17 protein-coding genes and 1 tRNA gene are annotated in these 15,271 nt (G+C 32.5%); 9 read left to right on the top strand and 9 right to left on the bottom strand.

The annotated features are described in order from the left end of the window. Positions 1–78 precede the first annotated feature (78 nt). On the top strand, positions 79–1,557 hold the full coding sequence (locus CC89_RS14725) for a transposase (RefSeq protein ID WP_035289274.1): 1,479 nt from the start codon (positions 79–81) through the stop codon (positions 1,555–1,557). A gap of 372 nt (positions 1,558–1,929) precedes the next feature. On the opposite strand, the gene CC89_RS14720 is transcribed toward CC89_RS14725, so the two are convergent. Further along, positions 1,930–2,610, bottom strand: a complete 681-nt coding sequence (locus CC89_RS14720; protein WP_035293348.1) for a Crp/Fnr family transcriptional regulator — start codon at positions 2,608–2,610, stop codon at positions 1,930–1,932. Between the two features lie 309 nt (positions 2,611–2,919). Here CC89_RS14720 and CC89_RS14715 point away from each other — a divergent pair, with 309 nt between their 5' ends. Beyond that, complete coding sequence (locus CC89_RS14715; RefSeq protein WP_035293347.1) at positions 2,920–3,645, top strand: ATP-binding protein; 726 nt, start codon at positions 2,920–2,922, stop codon at positions 3,643–3,645. A gap of 233 nt (positions 3,646–3,878) precedes the next feature. Here the strand turns inward: CC89_RS14715 and CC89_RS14710 are convergent, their stop codons facing one another. Beyond that, complete coding sequence (locus CC89_RS14710; protein WP_035293346.1) at positions 3,879–4,565, bottom strand: TIGR00266 family protein; 687 nt, start codon at positions 4,563–4,565, stop codon at positions 3,879–3,881. A 344-nt stretch (positions 4,566–4,909) separates the two neighbouring features. After that, entirely contained in the window at positions 4,910–5,053 is a 144-nt protein-coding gene (locus CC89_RS20630) for a hypothetical protein (RefSeq protein WP_180964001.1), read from the bottom strand. Positions 5,054–5,419: 366 nt separating this feature from the next. On the opposite strand from CC89_RS20630, the gene CC89_RS14705 reads away from it, so the two are divergent. Together CC89_RS14705 and CC89_RS14700 are read left to right on the top strand one after the other, a co-directional pair. Beyond that, positions 5,420–6,076, top strand: a complete 657-nt coding sequence (locus CC89_RS14705) for an ABC transporter ATP-binding protein (protein WP_035293345.1) — start codon at positions 5,420–5,422, stop codon at positions 6,074–6,076. After that, on the top strand, positions 6,073–6,837 hold the full coding sequence (locus CC89_RS14700) for an ABC transporter permease (protein WP_035293344.1): 765 nt from the start codon (positions 6,073–6,075) through the stop codon (positions 6,835–6,837). Before CC89_RS14705 ends, CC89_RS14700 begins: the two co-directional genes overlap by 4 nt. Positions 6,838–6,936: 99 nt before the next feature. Here CC89_RS14700 and CC89_RS14695 read toward each other — a convergent pair whose 3' ends face one another. Next, on the bottom strand, positions 6,937–7,626 hold the full coding sequence (locus CC89_RS14695) for a Crp/Fnr family transcriptional regulator (protein ID WP_035293343.1): 690 nt from the start codon (positions 7,624–7,626) through the stop codon (positions 6,937–6,939). Between the two features lie 108 nt (positions 7,627–7,734). On the opposite strand from CC89_RS14695, the gene CC89_RS14690 reads away from it, so the two are divergent. The 5 genes from CC89_RS14690 to CC89_RS14670 are packed head-to-tail and all read left to right on the top strand — an operon-like array spanning position 7,735 to position 11,991. Next, entirely contained in the window at positions 7,735–8,892 is a 1,158-nt protein-coding gene (locus tag CC89_RS14690) for a 2-hydroxyacyl-CoA dehydratase (protein ID WP_035293342.1), read from the top strand. Positions 8,893–8,917: 25 nt separating this feature from the next. After that, positions 8,918–9,235, top strand: a complete 318-nt coding sequence (locus CC89_RS14685; RefSeq protein ID WP_035293341.1) for a hypothetical protein — start codon at positions 8,918–8,920, stop codon at positions 9,233–9,235. Next, complete coding sequence (locus CC89_RS14680) at positions 9,232–9,936, top strand: 4Fe-4S binding protein (protein WP_035293340.1); 705 nt, start codon at positions 9,232–9,234, stop codon at positions 9,934–9,936. Before CC89_RS14685 ends, CC89_RS14680 begins: the two co-directional genes overlap by 4 nt. An 11-nt stretch (positions 9,937–9,947) precedes the next feature. Further along, entirely contained in the window at positions 9,948–11,177 is a 1,230-nt protein-coding gene (locus CC89_RS14675; protein WP_035293339.1) for a 2-hydroxyacyl-CoA dehydratase subunit D, read from the top strand. A 4-nt stretch (positions 11,178–11,181) separates the two neighbouring features. Continuing rightward, positions 11,182–11,991 (top strand): acyl-CoA dehydratase activase, encoded by an 810-nt coding sequence (locus CC89_RS14670; RefSeq protein ID WP_035293338.1) that lies wholly within the window; start codon positions 11,182–11,184, stop codon positions 11,989–11,991. 259 nt (positions 11,992–12,250) lie between these two features. Here CC89_RS14670 and CC89_RS14665 read toward each other — a convergent pair. From CC89_RS14665 to CC89_RS14650, 5 genes are all read right to left on the bottom strand, one after another. Then, positions 12,251–12,341 (bottom strand) — tRNA-Ser (locus CC89_RS14665). A gap of 452 nt (positions 12,342–12,793) precedes the next feature. Next, a complete protein-coding gene (locus CC89_RS14660) occupies positions 12,794–13,138 on the bottom strand; it encodes a cupin domain-containing protein (RefSeq protein WP_035293337.1) in 345 nt (114 codons plus the stop codon). Between the two features lie 230 nt (positions 13,139–13,368). Continuing rightward, a complete protein-coding gene (locus CC89_RS14655) occupies positions 13,369–13,818 on the bottom strand; it encodes a nucleoside deaminase (RefSeq protein WP_035293336.1) in 450 nt (149 codons plus the stop codon). 381 nt (positions 13,819–14,199) lie between these two features. After that, positions 14,200–14,358 (bottom strand): Spo0E family sporulation regulatory protein-aspartic acid phosphatase, encoded by a 159-nt coding sequence (locus CC89_RS20050; protein ID WP_081897064.1) that lies wholly within the window; start codon positions 14,356–14,358, stop codon positions 14,200–14,202. Between the two features lie 315 nt (positions 14,359–14,673). Next, on the bottom strand, positions 14,674–15,249 hold the full coding sequence (locus tag CC89_RS14650; RefSeq protein WP_051931814.1) for an ArsR/SmtB family transcription factor: 576 nt from the start codon (positions 15,247–15,249) through the stop codon (positions 14,674–14,676). Between the last annotated feature and the right edge of the window lie 22 nt (positions 15,250–15,271).

Below are 15,271 nucleotides of genomic sequence, written 5' to 3'. Positions count from 1 at the left end.
TAGGCTTTTATATTTTCCTCCACTGTGAGAAAATAAATGTAACCACACAAAATATTATCCACAGAGGAGGAGAATTACATGTTTTGTATTAATAAACTTAAGCAACTTAATATTTTTGAGCAGTTAACCGAACTTAAAGACCTTAGAAAAAAGCAACCTGTAGGCTTCATCAAATTACTTGCTGATAATTTTGATATCCAATCTTTTATTCCAGAATCTTTTACTCAAAAATACTATGCCGATTTAGGCAGAGATAGGAAATATAATCTTTCATCAGTGTTATCTGCTTTAATTCTAATGCAGATATTTCATATTCCTACTACTGTTCTGTTAAATCTTTTTCTTATATTTTCTACTGAAATAAGAGAATTTTGTTGCTTCTATGATGATATTCCTGATGAATCTTTTTTCAGTAGATTTAAAACGGATTTTGAAGGTGATCTTGCCGACTTATTTAATTCAATGGTTCCTCAAGTCATTGATATTTGTAACAATATCAATGAATCTCTTCCTGATGATTCACCTCATAAAAACCGTAATTATCAACTTATATATGATACTTCAGGTTTAAAACCAAGAGTAAAAGAAAATAATCCCAAAACTCTTGTTTCTGAAGTAAATAGGGTAAAATCCTATGCTAAAGCTACCAATAACAAACAGCTCAATCCTTATGCTGTCGCATATAAGAACATGCCTAAATTTGCTTTTGCAAACCATAGTATTAAGCTAGACTTCGTAAATGGACATTTCGGCTATTTTTACAAATTTGGTCTAATTACTAATGGTTGGGGCATTCCGTTGAATATCAAATTTTTTGATGAAGATTTTTATAACCCTATTGATAAAGAATTTGAAACTCCTAAAGAGCAAAAATATTGCTATGATAATGCTTCTTTAAAACCAGTAATTAAGCCATTCTTAGAAACATTAAGTAACACCTCTAACTTTAAATTTAAATATTTCTTAGGTGACTCAGAATTTGATAGTTATGATAACTTTGGTTTTCTTCAACAATGTGGCTTTGAAAAAGTATTTATACCTCTTAACCCTCGTAATCAAAGTAACAGTAAAATAGGTGATCTTGAATATGATATAGAAGGTGTTCCTCTATGTCCTTTAGACAAAACCCCTTTTAAAGCTGAAGGTCCTTGTAAAGGCAAAAATAGAAGCTTAAGATTCAAATTTACTTGTCCCAAAGCCCATAGGGATAAAAAAGGTAAGTGCTATCATACTTGTGAAAATCCATGTACTGATAAAAAAAGTGGTCGTATGACTTATGTTTATCCCAATAAAGACTTTAGACTTTATCCTGGTGTTCAAAGAAATTCTAATGAATGGGACGATGAATATCCTAATCGTGCATGTATTGAACGAACTCTTTCATCGTTAAAATCTAACCCATGCATTGAATCACCAAGAACTTTAAACACCGCAACTATGCGTGCTGACCTGTGCCTAACGGCTATTTCTAAACTCATAAATGTTATACTAGCTTACGCTATAAATAAACCAGAATACATTAGAAGTATAAATAAACTTCTTAAAATAGCTTCATAATTAACATATCCACAAATAAATATCTTTCCACATGCTACGCATACCTTTTTAACAAAAGGCTTTTTGTCGTGTCTTTTTTTGCACGCTTTTAAGCCAAATCTTAAAAATTATCCACAGTTTTTATTTTTCAATTCTACAAGCCACTATATAAATTTATTTATATTCAATTGTAACATTAATGATTATACTATAATTCATATGCCTTTTCAAGTGTATATATTATGGTATATTTTTACATAAGCATTTTTAACCTTGATATGTGGTTCTTTTAATGCATAAAAAGTTTGAAACTTATTATACATGAATACATTTATAATATATCTTACTTTATTAAAAGATGTGAACAATACAGTATTATCTAAGGCATAAAAGTTATTCTAAGAATATATCTTCTAATAAGGCTATATTAAGTATTTTTATAGAGTTTTTATAGAAATCTAGTATTCCTTCTTCTTTCATTTTTATAAGCTCTCTAGAAAGGGATGGTCTTGGAATTCCCAAATGCTCCGCAGTTTCTTTTCTAGAATAAGGCAAATTAATAATATTACTTCCTTGCTTTTTATACTCATCAAATATAACCCCAGCTATTTTTTGTCTTAAAGTCTTATAAGACATATTTTTAATCTTTCTATTCAACATTAATATTTTATTAGATAAAATGCTCATAAAATTATTTAATATTTTTTCTTCCATAGAGCATAATCTTATTATATCTTCTTTACTTATAAATAATACCTTCGAACTATTTGATGACATTATAGTTGCAGGATACTTATTGGTATTTGAAAAAATAATAGCCTCCCCAAAAGTATTTCCTATGTTAAGTCTATCTATTGTTACTATTTTTCCAGAGGCATATATCTTTTGTGCCTCTACAGCACCTTCTATAACTATACCTATCTTAGAGCACAGTTCCCCTTCTGTAGCTATTACTTCTCCTTTAGAGTAACCATTAACTTTACATTCTACATCATGAAGTACTTTGCTTATTTTATCTTCATTTATGTCCCTAAATAAGTAACATGACTTTAATGTACCCAAATGTTTATCCAAATGTTTCACCTCTTTTATTTAGTACCTTAACTTCTGCCCATAAAATTTTAATGTTCAATTATCAATGAAGGTTAAAATTTCCATGAAATTTTTTCAATCACTTACGCCTCTCAATTCTCAACTCTAACTAGCTCCCAAGGGAGTTTTTTTCTTAATTGTGCATTGATCATTTGTACATTGATCATCACTCATACCTTTTGCTTATAACTATGAAAGTTCAATTAGTAACGGATGTTACAGATTTTATTATTAAATTTTAATATACTAACATTAGAGAAACAAAAGAGTTATTATAAGGAGGAAACAGTATTGAAGAGAAAAATTGTTAATATAGATGAAAAAAAATGTAATGGTTGTGGTTTATGCGTAACTGCATGCCATGAAAAAGCTATAGAATTAGTAAATGGTAAAGCAAAGCTTGTAAGTGATATATATTGTGATGGCCTTGGCGATTGCCTTCCACATTGCCCAACTGGGGCTATAGAAATAGTAGAAAGAGAATCCGAAGCTTATGATGAAAAAGCCGTAAAAGCCAGACAAAAAGAATCTCATAAGGAACCATTACCTTGTGGATGTCCAGGTACCGCAGCTAAAAGTATAAAAAGATCAGCTACTAACTCTGTAAAGTTAAATTCCATAATTAAAAATACCTCTGCTGAAGAAACACCAGTATCTCAATTAACTCAATGGCCAGTTCAATTAAGATTAATAAATACTAAGGCTCCTTATTTAGAAGGTGCAAATCTTTTAATAGCTGCTGATTGTACTGCTTATGCTTATGGAAACTTCCACAGAGATTTCATAAAAGACCATATAACTGTAATAGGATGTCCAAAGCTAGACGACAATCAATACTATAAAGAAAAATTATCAGAGATATTATCAAACAACAATATAAAAAGTATTACTGTTGTTAGAATGGAAGTACCTTGCTGCAGCGGCATTGTAAGTTCCGTTAAATCTGCAATGCTAGAGTCTAAAGTTATAGTTCCATATAGAGAAGTTATTATAGGAACTGACGGAAGAATAATTTAATTCCTATTCACCAATCCCTAATTCCCAATACTGGATTAGTCACTAGTATTCGATTAACCCCTAAGCCATAATTTCCAGTCACCAGCTTTTTAATAAGTTGTGGTTGTTTGGAAATAATGTGGGAGAGTTTAAACAATGATCAATGTATAAATGATCAGTAATCAATTAAGAAAATTCTATTAGGATTTCAAACTTTATTGATAATTAATCATTGAACATTGATCATTATTTTTTTATTCTCTATGTCCTGTAGCAAAATATGAAGATAATTGACCTGCCAAATTATTTATAGGCATAGTTTGAAGATATACCTTTCCTGGTCCTGTTAAAGTAGAAAGGAATAATCCTTCTCCTCCAAAAAACATGTTTTTGAATCCCTTTACCATAGTTACGTCAAAATGTACAGAAGGTTCAAACATAGCAATATTACCTGTATCTACTTTCAATGTTTCCCCTTGTACTAGAGAATACTCCTCTACATGTCCATCAAATTCTAAAAATACTATTCCAGGTCCTGTTACTTTCTGAAGTATAAAACCTTCTCCTCCAAACAAACCTGAAGATAATTTTTTTCTAAAATGAGTAGCTAGTGTTACTGTGCTCTCCCCTGCTAAAAATGCAGATTTTTGACATATTAAACTTTCTCCTGCTTGTAAGTGCTTTGCTACTATTTTTCCGGGAAATGAAGATGGAAACGCTATTTTACCAAGACCGCTAGTACATGTAAATGTATTTAAGAATATAGACTCGCCAGAAAAAGCTCTCCCTATTCCTCCAAAAAGTCCACCCTTCATATTTGTATCCATATCTATATTGTCACTCATCCACCCCATGGCCCCAGACTCCGAAACTACTTTTTCACCGGGATTAAGTTCACATATAACTACTGGCAAATTACTACCTTTTATTTCATATCTCATAATCATTTGCGAAATTTTTTAATCTCGCTACCTCCCTCCAATGGTATTTCTAAAGAATCTAACCTTATGCACATTCAAATAAATAATAAGTCAGTATGCTAGTCTATTTTGCGTCATACTGCGTCAGCAGAACCCACGGATAGTCCTACTAGCGGCGGAACCTGCTTCCTTGTCTGACACAAAATATACCTGCATCTTTGACTTGTTATTTATTTTCATGTACCTTACGCTTTTATACTATTATATAACATTTGTTTACTTATTAACACTATAATATATCCATCTTTCCCATACTCTGTGACAATAAAACCGCCATGAAAATTACATCCCTTGGCGGTTTTATTTTAAAAATTCTTAGATATTTCTCTCTCTAATTTCCTTATATCTTTTAATCTAAGCCTCGTTTCTTTCATTATTTCATCCACATCCTCTCCGTCTATAAGCATTTGCCTTGCTCTTTCCATAGTAGGTGTATGTGTATCTTTCATATTGTCCACTCCTTTAAATTTTTTTCTTAAACAGTGTATTTTTATCCTTAAATTAATGCCCTTTCATCATCCGAGATGAACAATGGAGTTTTTGGAGCATTTTTCTATAAAATAATACCAATGTTATTTTTCTCATATATGATAATTTTATTCATATGTAAATCATAATTCACAACTCAGTATTTATTAATAAAACCTTTTACGCATTTTTAAAAATCTCAATATTTTATTTAACATTATTTTAACGCCAAATAGTTTGTAACAACGTTTATATAATACTATAATTAAAATAACGATTTTCTGTATGATTATTAATATATCTATGCTTTAATAATAAATTTAAAAATGTATGCTGAGGAGATAAAAATGAACCTTTTACAATTTAAAAATGTCTATTATAATTCTGATGAAAAATTAATATTAAAAAATATATCTTTTAATGTGGGAAAAGATGATTTTATATCAATAGTTGGGCCTTCTGGCGGTGGCAAAAGTACATTATTAAAACTTAGTAGCCATCTGATAAGTCCCTCTAGTGGCACTATTCTATACAAAGGAAAAGACTTATTAGAGTACAATCCCATGAAATTACGACAAAATATATGCTACTGCTTTCAAACACCTTATCTTTTTGGGAAAGATGTGAAAGAAAACTTAGCATTTCCATATAACATAAGGGATTTAGATGTCGACTTCGAAAGAATTGAATATTTATTGCTACTATTTAACTTAGATAAAAATATTTTTAACAGACAAGTAGAGAAACTTTCTGGAGGAGAAAAACAACGTATATCTTTAATAAGAACCCTGCTATTTACTCCTGATGTACTTCTTTTAGATGAAGTTACCTCAGCACTAGATGCAGATAATACTCTTATTGTAGAAAAGGCAATAAAGAAAATAAATGAAGGGGGCACCACCATACTTTGGGTAACTCACAACTTAGAACAAAGTAGAAAATTTGCCAACAAAGTATTGACTATAGAAGGTGGGCAAATTAAATCCTTGGAGGTGATAAAATGAATTCTATAGCAAACTTAAATATCTCCTCGTTACTTATAGCATCTTCATTAATATTAGTATCGCTTTTTTTATCTTATTCTCAAAAACTTAATCTAGAAAAGGAAACAATTATAGGCGTAATTAGAGCCATTATACAGCTGACAATAGTAGGTTATTTGCTTAAAATTATATTTGGTCTTAAAAATCCTATTTTCACTACTTTACTTCTCTTATTCATGGTATTTAACGCCTCCTACAATGCAGCTAAAAGAGGTAAAGGAATAAAAAGTGCAATGTCTATATCATTTATATCTATATCTGTAGGCTCTTTATTTACCCTTGCAGTACTTTTAATGGCCGGAGCTATTAAATATCAACCTTATCAAATCATACCTGTAGGTGGAATGATAATAAGTAATGCCATGATATGCTTGGGATTATGTTTTAAAGAGCTAACCTCCGGATTTAAAAACAGAAGAGAGGAAGTAGAAACAAAATTAGCATTGGGCGCTGACATATTAACCTCTTCAAAGGATATAATTAGATCTTCTATTAAAACAGGAATGATACCAACAATAGATTCAACTAAAACCTTAGGTATAGTAGCTTTGCCAGGCATGATGACAGGACTTATATTAGCCGGCACTCCTCCTATTGAGGCTATTAAATTTCAGCTTATGGTTACATTTATGATGCTTTCCACCACAGCTATTTCTTCTTTTGTAGCATGTTATTTAGCTTACTCCAAATTCTTCAATGAAAGAAAGCAGTTAATACTCTAATATTATCAAATAAAGCCAAACAGGAAATACATTTATTTATAAATCCAAAACAAAATTTAATATGTATCTTGGAGTTACCCCGACCTGTTCCGCGTAAGTCTATGACTCTGAATAAATACGCTTTAATTCCTCAACATCTGTTATTGTAATGCTTTTTGCGTTATATTCAATTAACCCTTTTGACCGCATTTTATTTAGCTCACGTGACAGTGATGGACGCTGGATTCCAAATTTTTCAGACAACTCTTTTTTAGATAGGTTCAAAAAAATAGTTGTACTTTTTTGAATTCTATACTCATATAGCAAAAATTCAATAATGCATCTCCTAATGGACTTTGTTGACAGCGTCTTGATCTTACCACTAAGAATTAATGTTTTATCGGAAAGTGATTCAAGGAAATTTTGCAAAAACCTATCATTATGGCATAAATATAGAATCAGCTGCTTGCTTAAATGTAGAATTTCAGTATCGTATTTCGTGATAATCGTCAATGGATAAGTATTATTACGTGAAAATAATAAATTTTCTCCGACAGAATCCCCAACTGTAAAATTGCATATAACAGACATATCCCCATTTGTGTCAATTTTTTGAATTTGAATCTGTCCATTTAAGACAATGTCAACACCTGTACAGCATTCTCCCTGAAAGTAAACGACGGCATTAGAAGAATATGCAGTTACATTAGCAGGATATTTTTTGAATATTTCACTTAATTCCTCGTAAGTTAATCCATTAAAAAGCTGCGTAGTAATCAACAATTTTATGATATGCTCAAATTTTATCATTTTTCCCTCCAAAAAGTAACCGTGGTTACTCTTTTTTTCTGAGCTTTATTATAATATAAAAAATAAGATAAAGCAAATACACGAGATATAAGAAGGGGGATTATTAGAATGAACGACATACAACATAAGCAAATTGAATCAGTAAATTCTATACTAAGTAAAGAATTTTCTGATATGTCTATGTCTTATTTTTTGAATGTATGGAAAGAGTATTGGAATAAAAAAATCAATTCAGATATTCCTAATATTGTTGTTATAGATACGGGTATACCAGATATTTATATACGTGCCTTAAACATAAACACACATTACATTTTTGGGGGGGTATATCAGGGTAATTCTGCTGTGCAGGAAGTATTTCCTCAAATTTCCGATCCTATTATTAAATCAGCATTTAGCTTACTAGTTTCGGAATATAACCCTCAGGAACAGCAGTTAACGGTGGTGATGCCTGTGCACAATATTACCGCCCGTAAAGCTTTGCCGTTTCTGTCGGAGGCCAAGTTTAACGTCCTTTCTACAGAGCAAAACATATTTCTTTCAAAAGAAATTTCTGATCAATTTATTGATGAACAGAACGAAGTATGGTACACATTGCAACAGGCTGTTCAAAAAGCTGTTCCTGCAAAAGAATTGCTGCAATATGCCGAAGCAATAACCTATGCATACCATGCGTTAGTAAAACTGGAGGAATCAAGCTGCCCTACATTTATTACATCCTTCATTCGTCAGACTTATTATATGGTGTCTGATTTGGAGAAATGGAGTATAGAGGTTGAGCATCTGGCAGAAAGGTATCCTAAAAATCTTAAAAGCTCATTGTTGCTTCTTACTGGCTCACCAATTTTGTTTCCAAATACGAAGCTGCTTTCTATTCTTCAAAGTTTGAGCCTTAAAAAATATCAAAACCATTGTGCTATTCCAAAGCCCTGTAATTATGATACTTTATTAAATTCAAAAGGTTTGCCTGTAAATTTATTGTACAACCAATTACATGAAATCCATTATCAAGCGGTTAAACAGGATATTAGCCATACCTTTTCTGTTAGCGCAGCAGAAATAAAACATAGTAACGGGGTTATTTATCATTTATTAAAAGGGCAGTTATTCTATGCTTATGAAGCGGAACAAGTAGAAAAAATATGTATTGATAATGGTATTCCCTTTGTTTTAATAGAAACAGATTACACGGATACCGACACCGAACAAATAAGAATAAGACTTGAGGCTTTTGCGGAACTGCTTAGGCAGCCATCTGCAAAGTAGCACGAAATAGAAAGGGAGTGTTTATATGTATCATCAATTAAAACAAGCTAATTTACGCTTAAATATTTACGCAAAGAAGCATCTACCGCCCAATGCAATAAAGCGCTTGCGGACTGCTGCTGTAGTAATTGCCCTATTGTCTTTGATTGTTTTTAAATTAAAGCAGGGGTTTAGAAACAAAAATGTTATGTCCCTGCGAGCAAAGACAGGGTATTCGCTTTTTTCAATGCTAAGCGTTATAGCAATTGCCGCGCTGACCGCTTTTACTGTCTATATTTCATACCAAAGAAAAAGAAAAGTAATCCGAGAACTGCCTATATTAGGACAGGAGGTAAAAAAATGAAAAATAACAAAATTACCTTATCTCGCTTCCTATGCTTGCTGATTGCCGCCCTCTTTTTCATATTTTGGATTAAGGGATTTAGCATAGTTCTTCTCTTGGTAAGCCTTGCTTTCACCTTGCTGTTCGGGCGTTTATGGTGCGGCTATATCTGCCCGTTAGGTTTTTATCAAGAACTTTTATCCCGTATCAGAAAGAGATTTCGTTTGCCGTCCATACACCTTTCTCCAAAAACAAAAGGTATTTTAAAACCGATAAAATACCTAGTACTGGCAGGATTTATTGCCAATGCCGTTGTATTGGGAGTCAGGCCTATTATTTATCTTCGACCTGACCTTGCGATAGCCAGCCCAAACCTCAAAATATGGGATATTGTTCTTATGGGAATTATCACAGGATTTTGCTTTTTCAATGAACGCTTTTTTTGTAAAATCTGCCCGCTGGGTACCTTAAGAGGGTTCGCAAATAAAATCAGCATGGGTAAAATTAAAAAGAAAGGATCAGCATGCACCCATTGTCGAGCTTGTTACGAGAATTGTCCTATGGATATTAAGGAAATTTTTGATGACAGAAGCAAAACAAATTTTGTTCATGCCGATTGTATCTACTGCATGAAATGTATTGAAGCCTGTCCTGAACCGGATGTGCTTTCCTATACCGTAGCCGGTAAAAAGCTCTTATCATCAAAGAGAAAGATTAAATAGGAGGTGCCAATATGAATGAAAAAGCATTAGAAAGATTTAAGCGAAACGTAGTGCGTATTTCCAGTGGTACATTGAATCAACTGGATAATGCGAACGACTTGCAGGAGATGACTTATTTTACAAATATACTTAAAAACACTTTTACAGACTTCTCTGAAAATCCAAACACCTATATAGGAAGCTATTGCGTAATGGTGCCGGATGAATTGATATATGCCTTTGGCTATACACCCATGCGATTATGCTCCGGACACAATGTAGCAGCAATGCTTGGAGATGAATTGGTACCAAGAGATGCCTGTCCAGTTATAAAGGCATCAGTAGGATTTCAATTTATGAATATTCTGCCTATCTACAAGCAATGTAAAGCTGTGATTTTGCCATTCACCTGTGACGGGAAAAAAAAGAGTGCTGATATTTTGGCAAAAAAATTGCCAGTTATTCCTCTGCCGATTTCTACAAATAAATCTGTGAAAGGGTTTGATGATGATTATAAAAATCTAATTGCTCTCACCAAATCCTTGTCCAGTCTTACAGGCAGAAAACTGTCCAATAAAAAGTTAATAAAAGCTTATAAAATGATTCGGGAAGCACAAGATGAGGTTTATCTACTGACTCAATTGCTTGCCGCTGATCATCCTCTGCTAAAAGGTAGTCAATTTTTTGCGATTGTTAACAGTTACAATTATGCCAACATTGAAGAATGGACGATGCAACTCAAAAAACTGAACCAGATACTGATTCGTAAAAAAGAATCAATACCCATAGCAAAGCGTAAAAAGGTCAGAGTTTTTTTAGCCGGCTCACCGATTATGTTTCCTAACTTTAAAATACCGTTTTTGCTTGAAAAACTTGGAGCTCATATTGTAGGTGATGAAACCTGTATGTCGGGAAGAATGCTTTATGATCCAGTTGTGCCGGATAATTACAGCACAGATGGTATTTTAAGAGCGTTAGCAGCACGGTATATTTCAGCATGCACTTGTCCTGTCTTTGAGCAAATGGACGATGCTATGTTGAAATTAGGGGAACGAGTGAAACAAACTAAGGCAGAGGGAATTATCTACCATGTTCTTCGCGGGTGCACACCTTATGATTTTGAATTGTCAAAAGTTGAAAAACTAGCACAAAAGTATAATATACCAGTTTTAAGGATAGAAACAGATTTTTCTATAGAGGATTTGGAGCAGGTCAAAATAAGATTGGAAGCATTTATAGAAATGCTTGAACAAAGGAGGTAATAGAATGAATTACTATTTTTTGGGAATGGATGCAGGATCAACTTACTTAAAGGCGGCACTGATAAAGGACGAAGAAATAATCTCCACAGCCGTACTGCCCACTGGGATAGACTGTGAAAAAACCGCTGAAACACTCATGAATAACATCTATACAGAAGCCGGTATTAATCAAAATCAAATTAAAGCAATTACTGCTACTGGCTACAGCCGACGAAATATTGAAGTCGCCGATAGTACAATTTCTGAAATAACCGCCCATGCCAAGGGGGTGAAACTAACATCCCCTTCTGGAATATGTCCTCGTCTTTTAATCGATATTGGGGGGCAGGACAGCAAAATTATAAGCCTTAATGCTGACGGACAAATTATCAATTTTACAATGAATGATAAATGTGCTGCCGGTACCGGAAAATTTTTAGAAGTGGTTGCTGATTTGTTGGAAACCTCAATTGATCAAATTGCTTCTCTAGCTAAAAAAAGTGAAAACCCCTGTCAAATCAATAGTACCTGTGCAGTTTTTGCACAAACAGAAGTCATTTCTCTTTTAGCACAGAAAAAAAGTCGTAACGACATTTTGGCAGGAATGCATCGCTCCATGGCAAACCGTATAGCTAAACTTGCCAGAAAATATAAATCCAACGGAGATATTTTGATGACCGGGGGCGGTGCTAAAAATGAAGCCCTGCGTTTAGCTTTGGAGGATGAATTATTGTGTGATATCCATGAAGCAAATTATCCTCAATTTAATGGAGCTATAGGTGCCGCTTTGATCGGAAAGCAAAATTATGAAAAAAATAAAACCCTAAATGATTAGTGTTTTCGATGTCAATCAGTGATTGCGGTAAAACTCACCTGCCAAAGAAAAAACGACACTTTAGCGGTTCTTTCCCTATGCCTAAACTATTTGAAGAAACCCTCCAAACCCGTGAAGTTTGGAGGGTTTTCTTATGTGTTAGTCTATACAGTTCACACCGCTGTGTATTGTTGCAGCGACATTAACGCCCTCCAAAGAGAGCGTAGAAGGCTGAAAAAAAGGAAAAACCTGTTGCAGACATTAACCGCAAACAGGCTCATGGCAGAGGCGGTGAGATTCGAACTCACGTGCCGATTGCTCGACAACCTGATTTCGAGTCAGGCTCGTTATGGCCACTTCGATACGCCTCCATATTTTATTTTAATGCACCAAGCCAGCGTAGAAGTTAAAGCAAGTGACCGAGTGGATTTCAAGTGATGCACCTTCGACCTCTCGGACAACTCTCCAAAATTATTACTCTAATATTCAGTTTAATTTTATCACAAACGGTTGCCTTTATCTAGCCACTTTAATTTTTAACTCAATTTTCAAATGGAAGGTTAACGGTTCTTTATTACCTTAATTTCCATCAATATATTAAATTATCAAAATGTATACATATTTCCTATGGTCTTATAAAATAAAAAACACCCTACTTTCAAATTTTTGTAATCTGGCAGTAAAGTGTTAATATTAAATTTAAGTACACTCAAAAGAGATGGTATAACTCTTTAAGTGAAGCTTTTACGATAAATGAAAAATAAATGGATTTGACATAAATACAGTGTTTGTGAAAAAGATATACTAGGAATATATTAATTATTTACTCTAAGCTAAATACCACAGTCAAAAGCATCTTAAATCTTTCTGTGGCTAACAATGCATGTGGTACTTGAGCAGGCATGACTATAGTTTCTCCCTTTTTAACATTGAACTTTTCTTCTCCTATAGTTATTTCAGCTTCACCATCTAATATGTAAACCATAGCATCTCCACCAGCTGAATGGGAACTTATTTCCTCGCCTTTATCAAAAGCAAATAATGTAACACTTAAAGGTCTTCCCTGTGCTAAAGTTCTACTTATAACTCTTCCTTCTTGATAATCCACAAGTGCTTCCATTTCTAACGGTTTTGCAAAATCTATGTTTTTTATAAAATGTTTGTTCATAATATTTACCTCCCACAAATAAAATTTCGAGTATTTAACTCAACTTTATTTTACTATTTAACACTGATTTAATCCGTAACACCTGTTACCAACTGTTAAATATTTCTGTTGTTCGTAAATATTCTTCCCTGTTCTATCAAAAATATAAATGCTAACTTTAAAGCTAGCATTTACAAAATAAAATATGAGGTTAATATGATTAAACCTTAAAAAGGTACAATGCGGTGGAATTATATACAATTTCTCTTTTTCTTAAAAAAATCCTTAAGTAAATCACTACATTCTTCACTATATATCCAACTTACATCTATCATGGTATGCAAGTGTGGATTTTGAACTATATTTATAACAGAACCGCAAGCCCCTAAAGTAGGATCAAAAGTACCTATATGTATTCTTTTGATTCTACTAGCAGTTATGGCTCCTGCACACATAGGACATGGTTCTAGAGTTACATACATTTCACATCCATTTAATCTCCAAGACTTTAAAATTTCACTAGCCTTCCTTATGGCTAAAATCTCTGCATGGGCAGTGGGGTCATTTAATGTTTCCCTCAAATTATGTGCTCTGGCTATTATATTCTTATCTTTAACTATTATGGCTCCAACAGGAACCTCATCTAGTTCTAATGCTTTCTTTGCTTCCATCAATGCTTCATACATAAAATAATTTTGCATAGAATTTTTCTCCTTAAAGTATGTATTAATTATTATTTATATATATTAGGTACATGAAAAGAAATAACAAGTCAAAGATGCTAGTATATTTTGTATAAGACAAGGAAGCAGGTTCCACCTTTGGTAGGACTATCACCAGGTTCTGCTAACGCAGTATGACGCAAAATAGACTAGCATACTGACTTGTTATTTATTTGAATGTGCCTTAGTAGTTTAATATTACACTTTTTATAATTTATAGTCATAAACTTATTAAGTTATTCTGAATCTTATCATATTTTGCTACTAATTTTAATAAAAATATTTATTAATTTACTCTCAAACTCAACAAAAATTTTCTTAATAGTAACGCCATTCTTAGAAAAACTTATATTAAATTAACTAACCCATATAGGTGGCAATTAAATCATCTAACTGCCTACTTACCCTAAGTATTTGTTCATCAAGTCCTATTTTATCTCTTTTACATACTAAATTATTTAATAAACCTCTCACCTCCTCTATTTGTTTTGTTAAATTCTTTCTGCCATCTTCTAACATTGGCTCTCCCCCTAAAACAAATTTAAATCCTTATCATATTTTCTATTCTTTTATCATACCTTTTAACATAATTATAGCATCTTTTCGCCTTTTTGTAAATTATTCTATTTTTTCAAAATATTATCATATATGTAATATTATATCAAAAGTCGACATGTAAGATGTATTTAAGTAAGATATTTTGTTATAAAAAAGAACCCTCTAAAAGTATTTTTAAATACATTTTTAGAGGATTAATTGCAAAATAAAAGACTATGTAATTGAATATATAATTTACTTCAACTACATAGTCCTTTTTAATTATTTTTTCTTTACTTAGTCCACTGTTCTGTATAAATTAAAAAATACATTATATTTTTTAATTTCCTTATCTTCCCCCGCCTTTTGGTGTTTATCAATAAATTTATTTATATAATTATTGAACTCTAAAAGTTCATCATCACTGCAATATATACTAGCAGCCCTAACGTCTCCCTCACCCTTAGTAGTTACATTGGAGTATTTATCTATTTGATTTAAAAATTCTGCCTTTGCATTATCAAAGACTTCCGCTATTATTTTTTGGCTCTCAGATAACATAAGTTTCTTTATAGGTTCCTCCACCTCTTTAGTACTCTTTATATCAAAACTATCAGCTACCAACTCATAATACTTAGCTATAATTCCATTTATCTCCTCAGTATGAGAAAGTCTTAATATTCCCACCTTCTCTAGTTTTTTTACATGATAATATACCTTAGCTGGAACTTCGCCTAATGTATCTGCTATTTGCTTTACTGTAGCTGGATTTTTTATATCTGAAAAACATTTTAAAATTCTATATCTATATGGATCTGAAATAGCCTTTATTTCTTCCATAGTAGTTAGGGTACGAACCTTTTTATCAGACATTTACTATCACCTCTTACCCTAT

The sequence above is a fragment of the Clostridium sp. KNHs214 genome (assembly GCF_000744935.1).
Taxonomy (GTDB): domain Bacteria; phylum Bacillota; class Clostridia; order Clostridiales; family Clostridiaceae; genus Haloimpatiens.
Note: the sequence above shows the minus strand (reverse complement) of the source record. Positions and strands in the feature narration are given on the sequence as shown.

What these genes read in the sequence shown, in the direction of transcription:
- CC89_RS14700 (WP_035293344.1), top strand. Translation starts at nt 6,073, where the DNA reads ATGAATTCTATAGCAAACTTAAATATCTCCTCGTTACTTATAGCATCT.
- CC89_RS14660 (WP_035293337.1), bottom strand. Translation starts at nt 13,138, where the DNA reads ATGAACAAACATTTTATAAAAAACATAGATTTTGCAAAACCGTTAGAA.
- CC89_RS14655 (WP_035293336.1), bottom strand. Translation starts at nt 13,818, where the DNA reads ATGCAAAATTATTTTATGTATGAAGCATTGATGGAAGCAAAGAAAGCA.
- CC89_RS20630 (WP_180964001.1), bottom strand. Translation starts at nt 5,053, where the DNA reads ATGAAAGATACACATACACCTACTATGGAAAGAGCAAGGCAAATGCTT.
- CC89_RS14695 (WP_035293343.1), bottom strand. Translation starts at nt 7,626, where the DNA reads ATGATAAAATTTGAGCATATCATAAAATTGTTGATTACTACGCAGCTT.
- CC89_RS20050 (WP_081897064.1), bottom strand. Translation starts at nt 14,358, where the DNA reads ATGTTAGAAGATGGCAGAAAGAATTTAACAAAACAAATAGAGGAGGTG.
- CC89_RS14675 (WP_035293339.1), top strand. Translation starts at nt 9,948, where the DNA reads ATGAATGAAAAAGCATTAGAAAGATTTAAGCGAAACGTAGTGCGTATT.
- CC89_RS14710 (WP_035293346.1), bottom strand. Translation starts at nt 4,565, where the DNA reads ATGAGATATGAAATAAAAGGTAGTAATTTGCCAGTAGTTATATGTGAA.
- CC89_RS14725 (WP_035289274.1), top strand. Translation starts at nt 79, where the DNA reads ATGTTTTGTATTAATAAACTTAAGCAACTTAATATTTTTGAGCAGTTA.
- CC89_RS14670 (WP_035293338.1), top strand. Translation starts at nt 11,182, where the DNA reads ATGAATTACTATTTTTTGGGAATGGATGCAGGATCAACTTACTTAAAG.
- CC89_RS14680 (WP_035293340.1), top strand. Translation starts at nt 9,232, where the DNA reads ATGAAAAATAACAAAATTACCTTATCTCGCTTCCTATGCTTGCTGATT.
- CC89_RS14685 (WP_035293341.1), top strand. Translation starts at nt 8,918, where the DNA reads ATGTATCATCAATTAAAACAAGCTAATTTACGCTTAAATATTTACGCA.
- CC89_RS14650 (WP_051931814.1), bottom strand. Translation starts at nt 15,249, where the DNA reads ATGTCTGATAAAAAGGTTCGTACCCTAACTACTATGGAAGAAATAAAG.
- CC89_RS14705 (WP_035293345.1), top strand. Translation starts at nt 5,420, where the DNA reads ATGAACCTTTTACAATTTAAAAATGTCTATTATAATTCTGATGAAAAA.
- CC89_RS14690 (WP_035293342.1), top strand. Translation starts at nt 7,735, where the DNA reads ATGAACGACATACAACATAAGCAAATTGAATCAGTAAATTCTATACTA.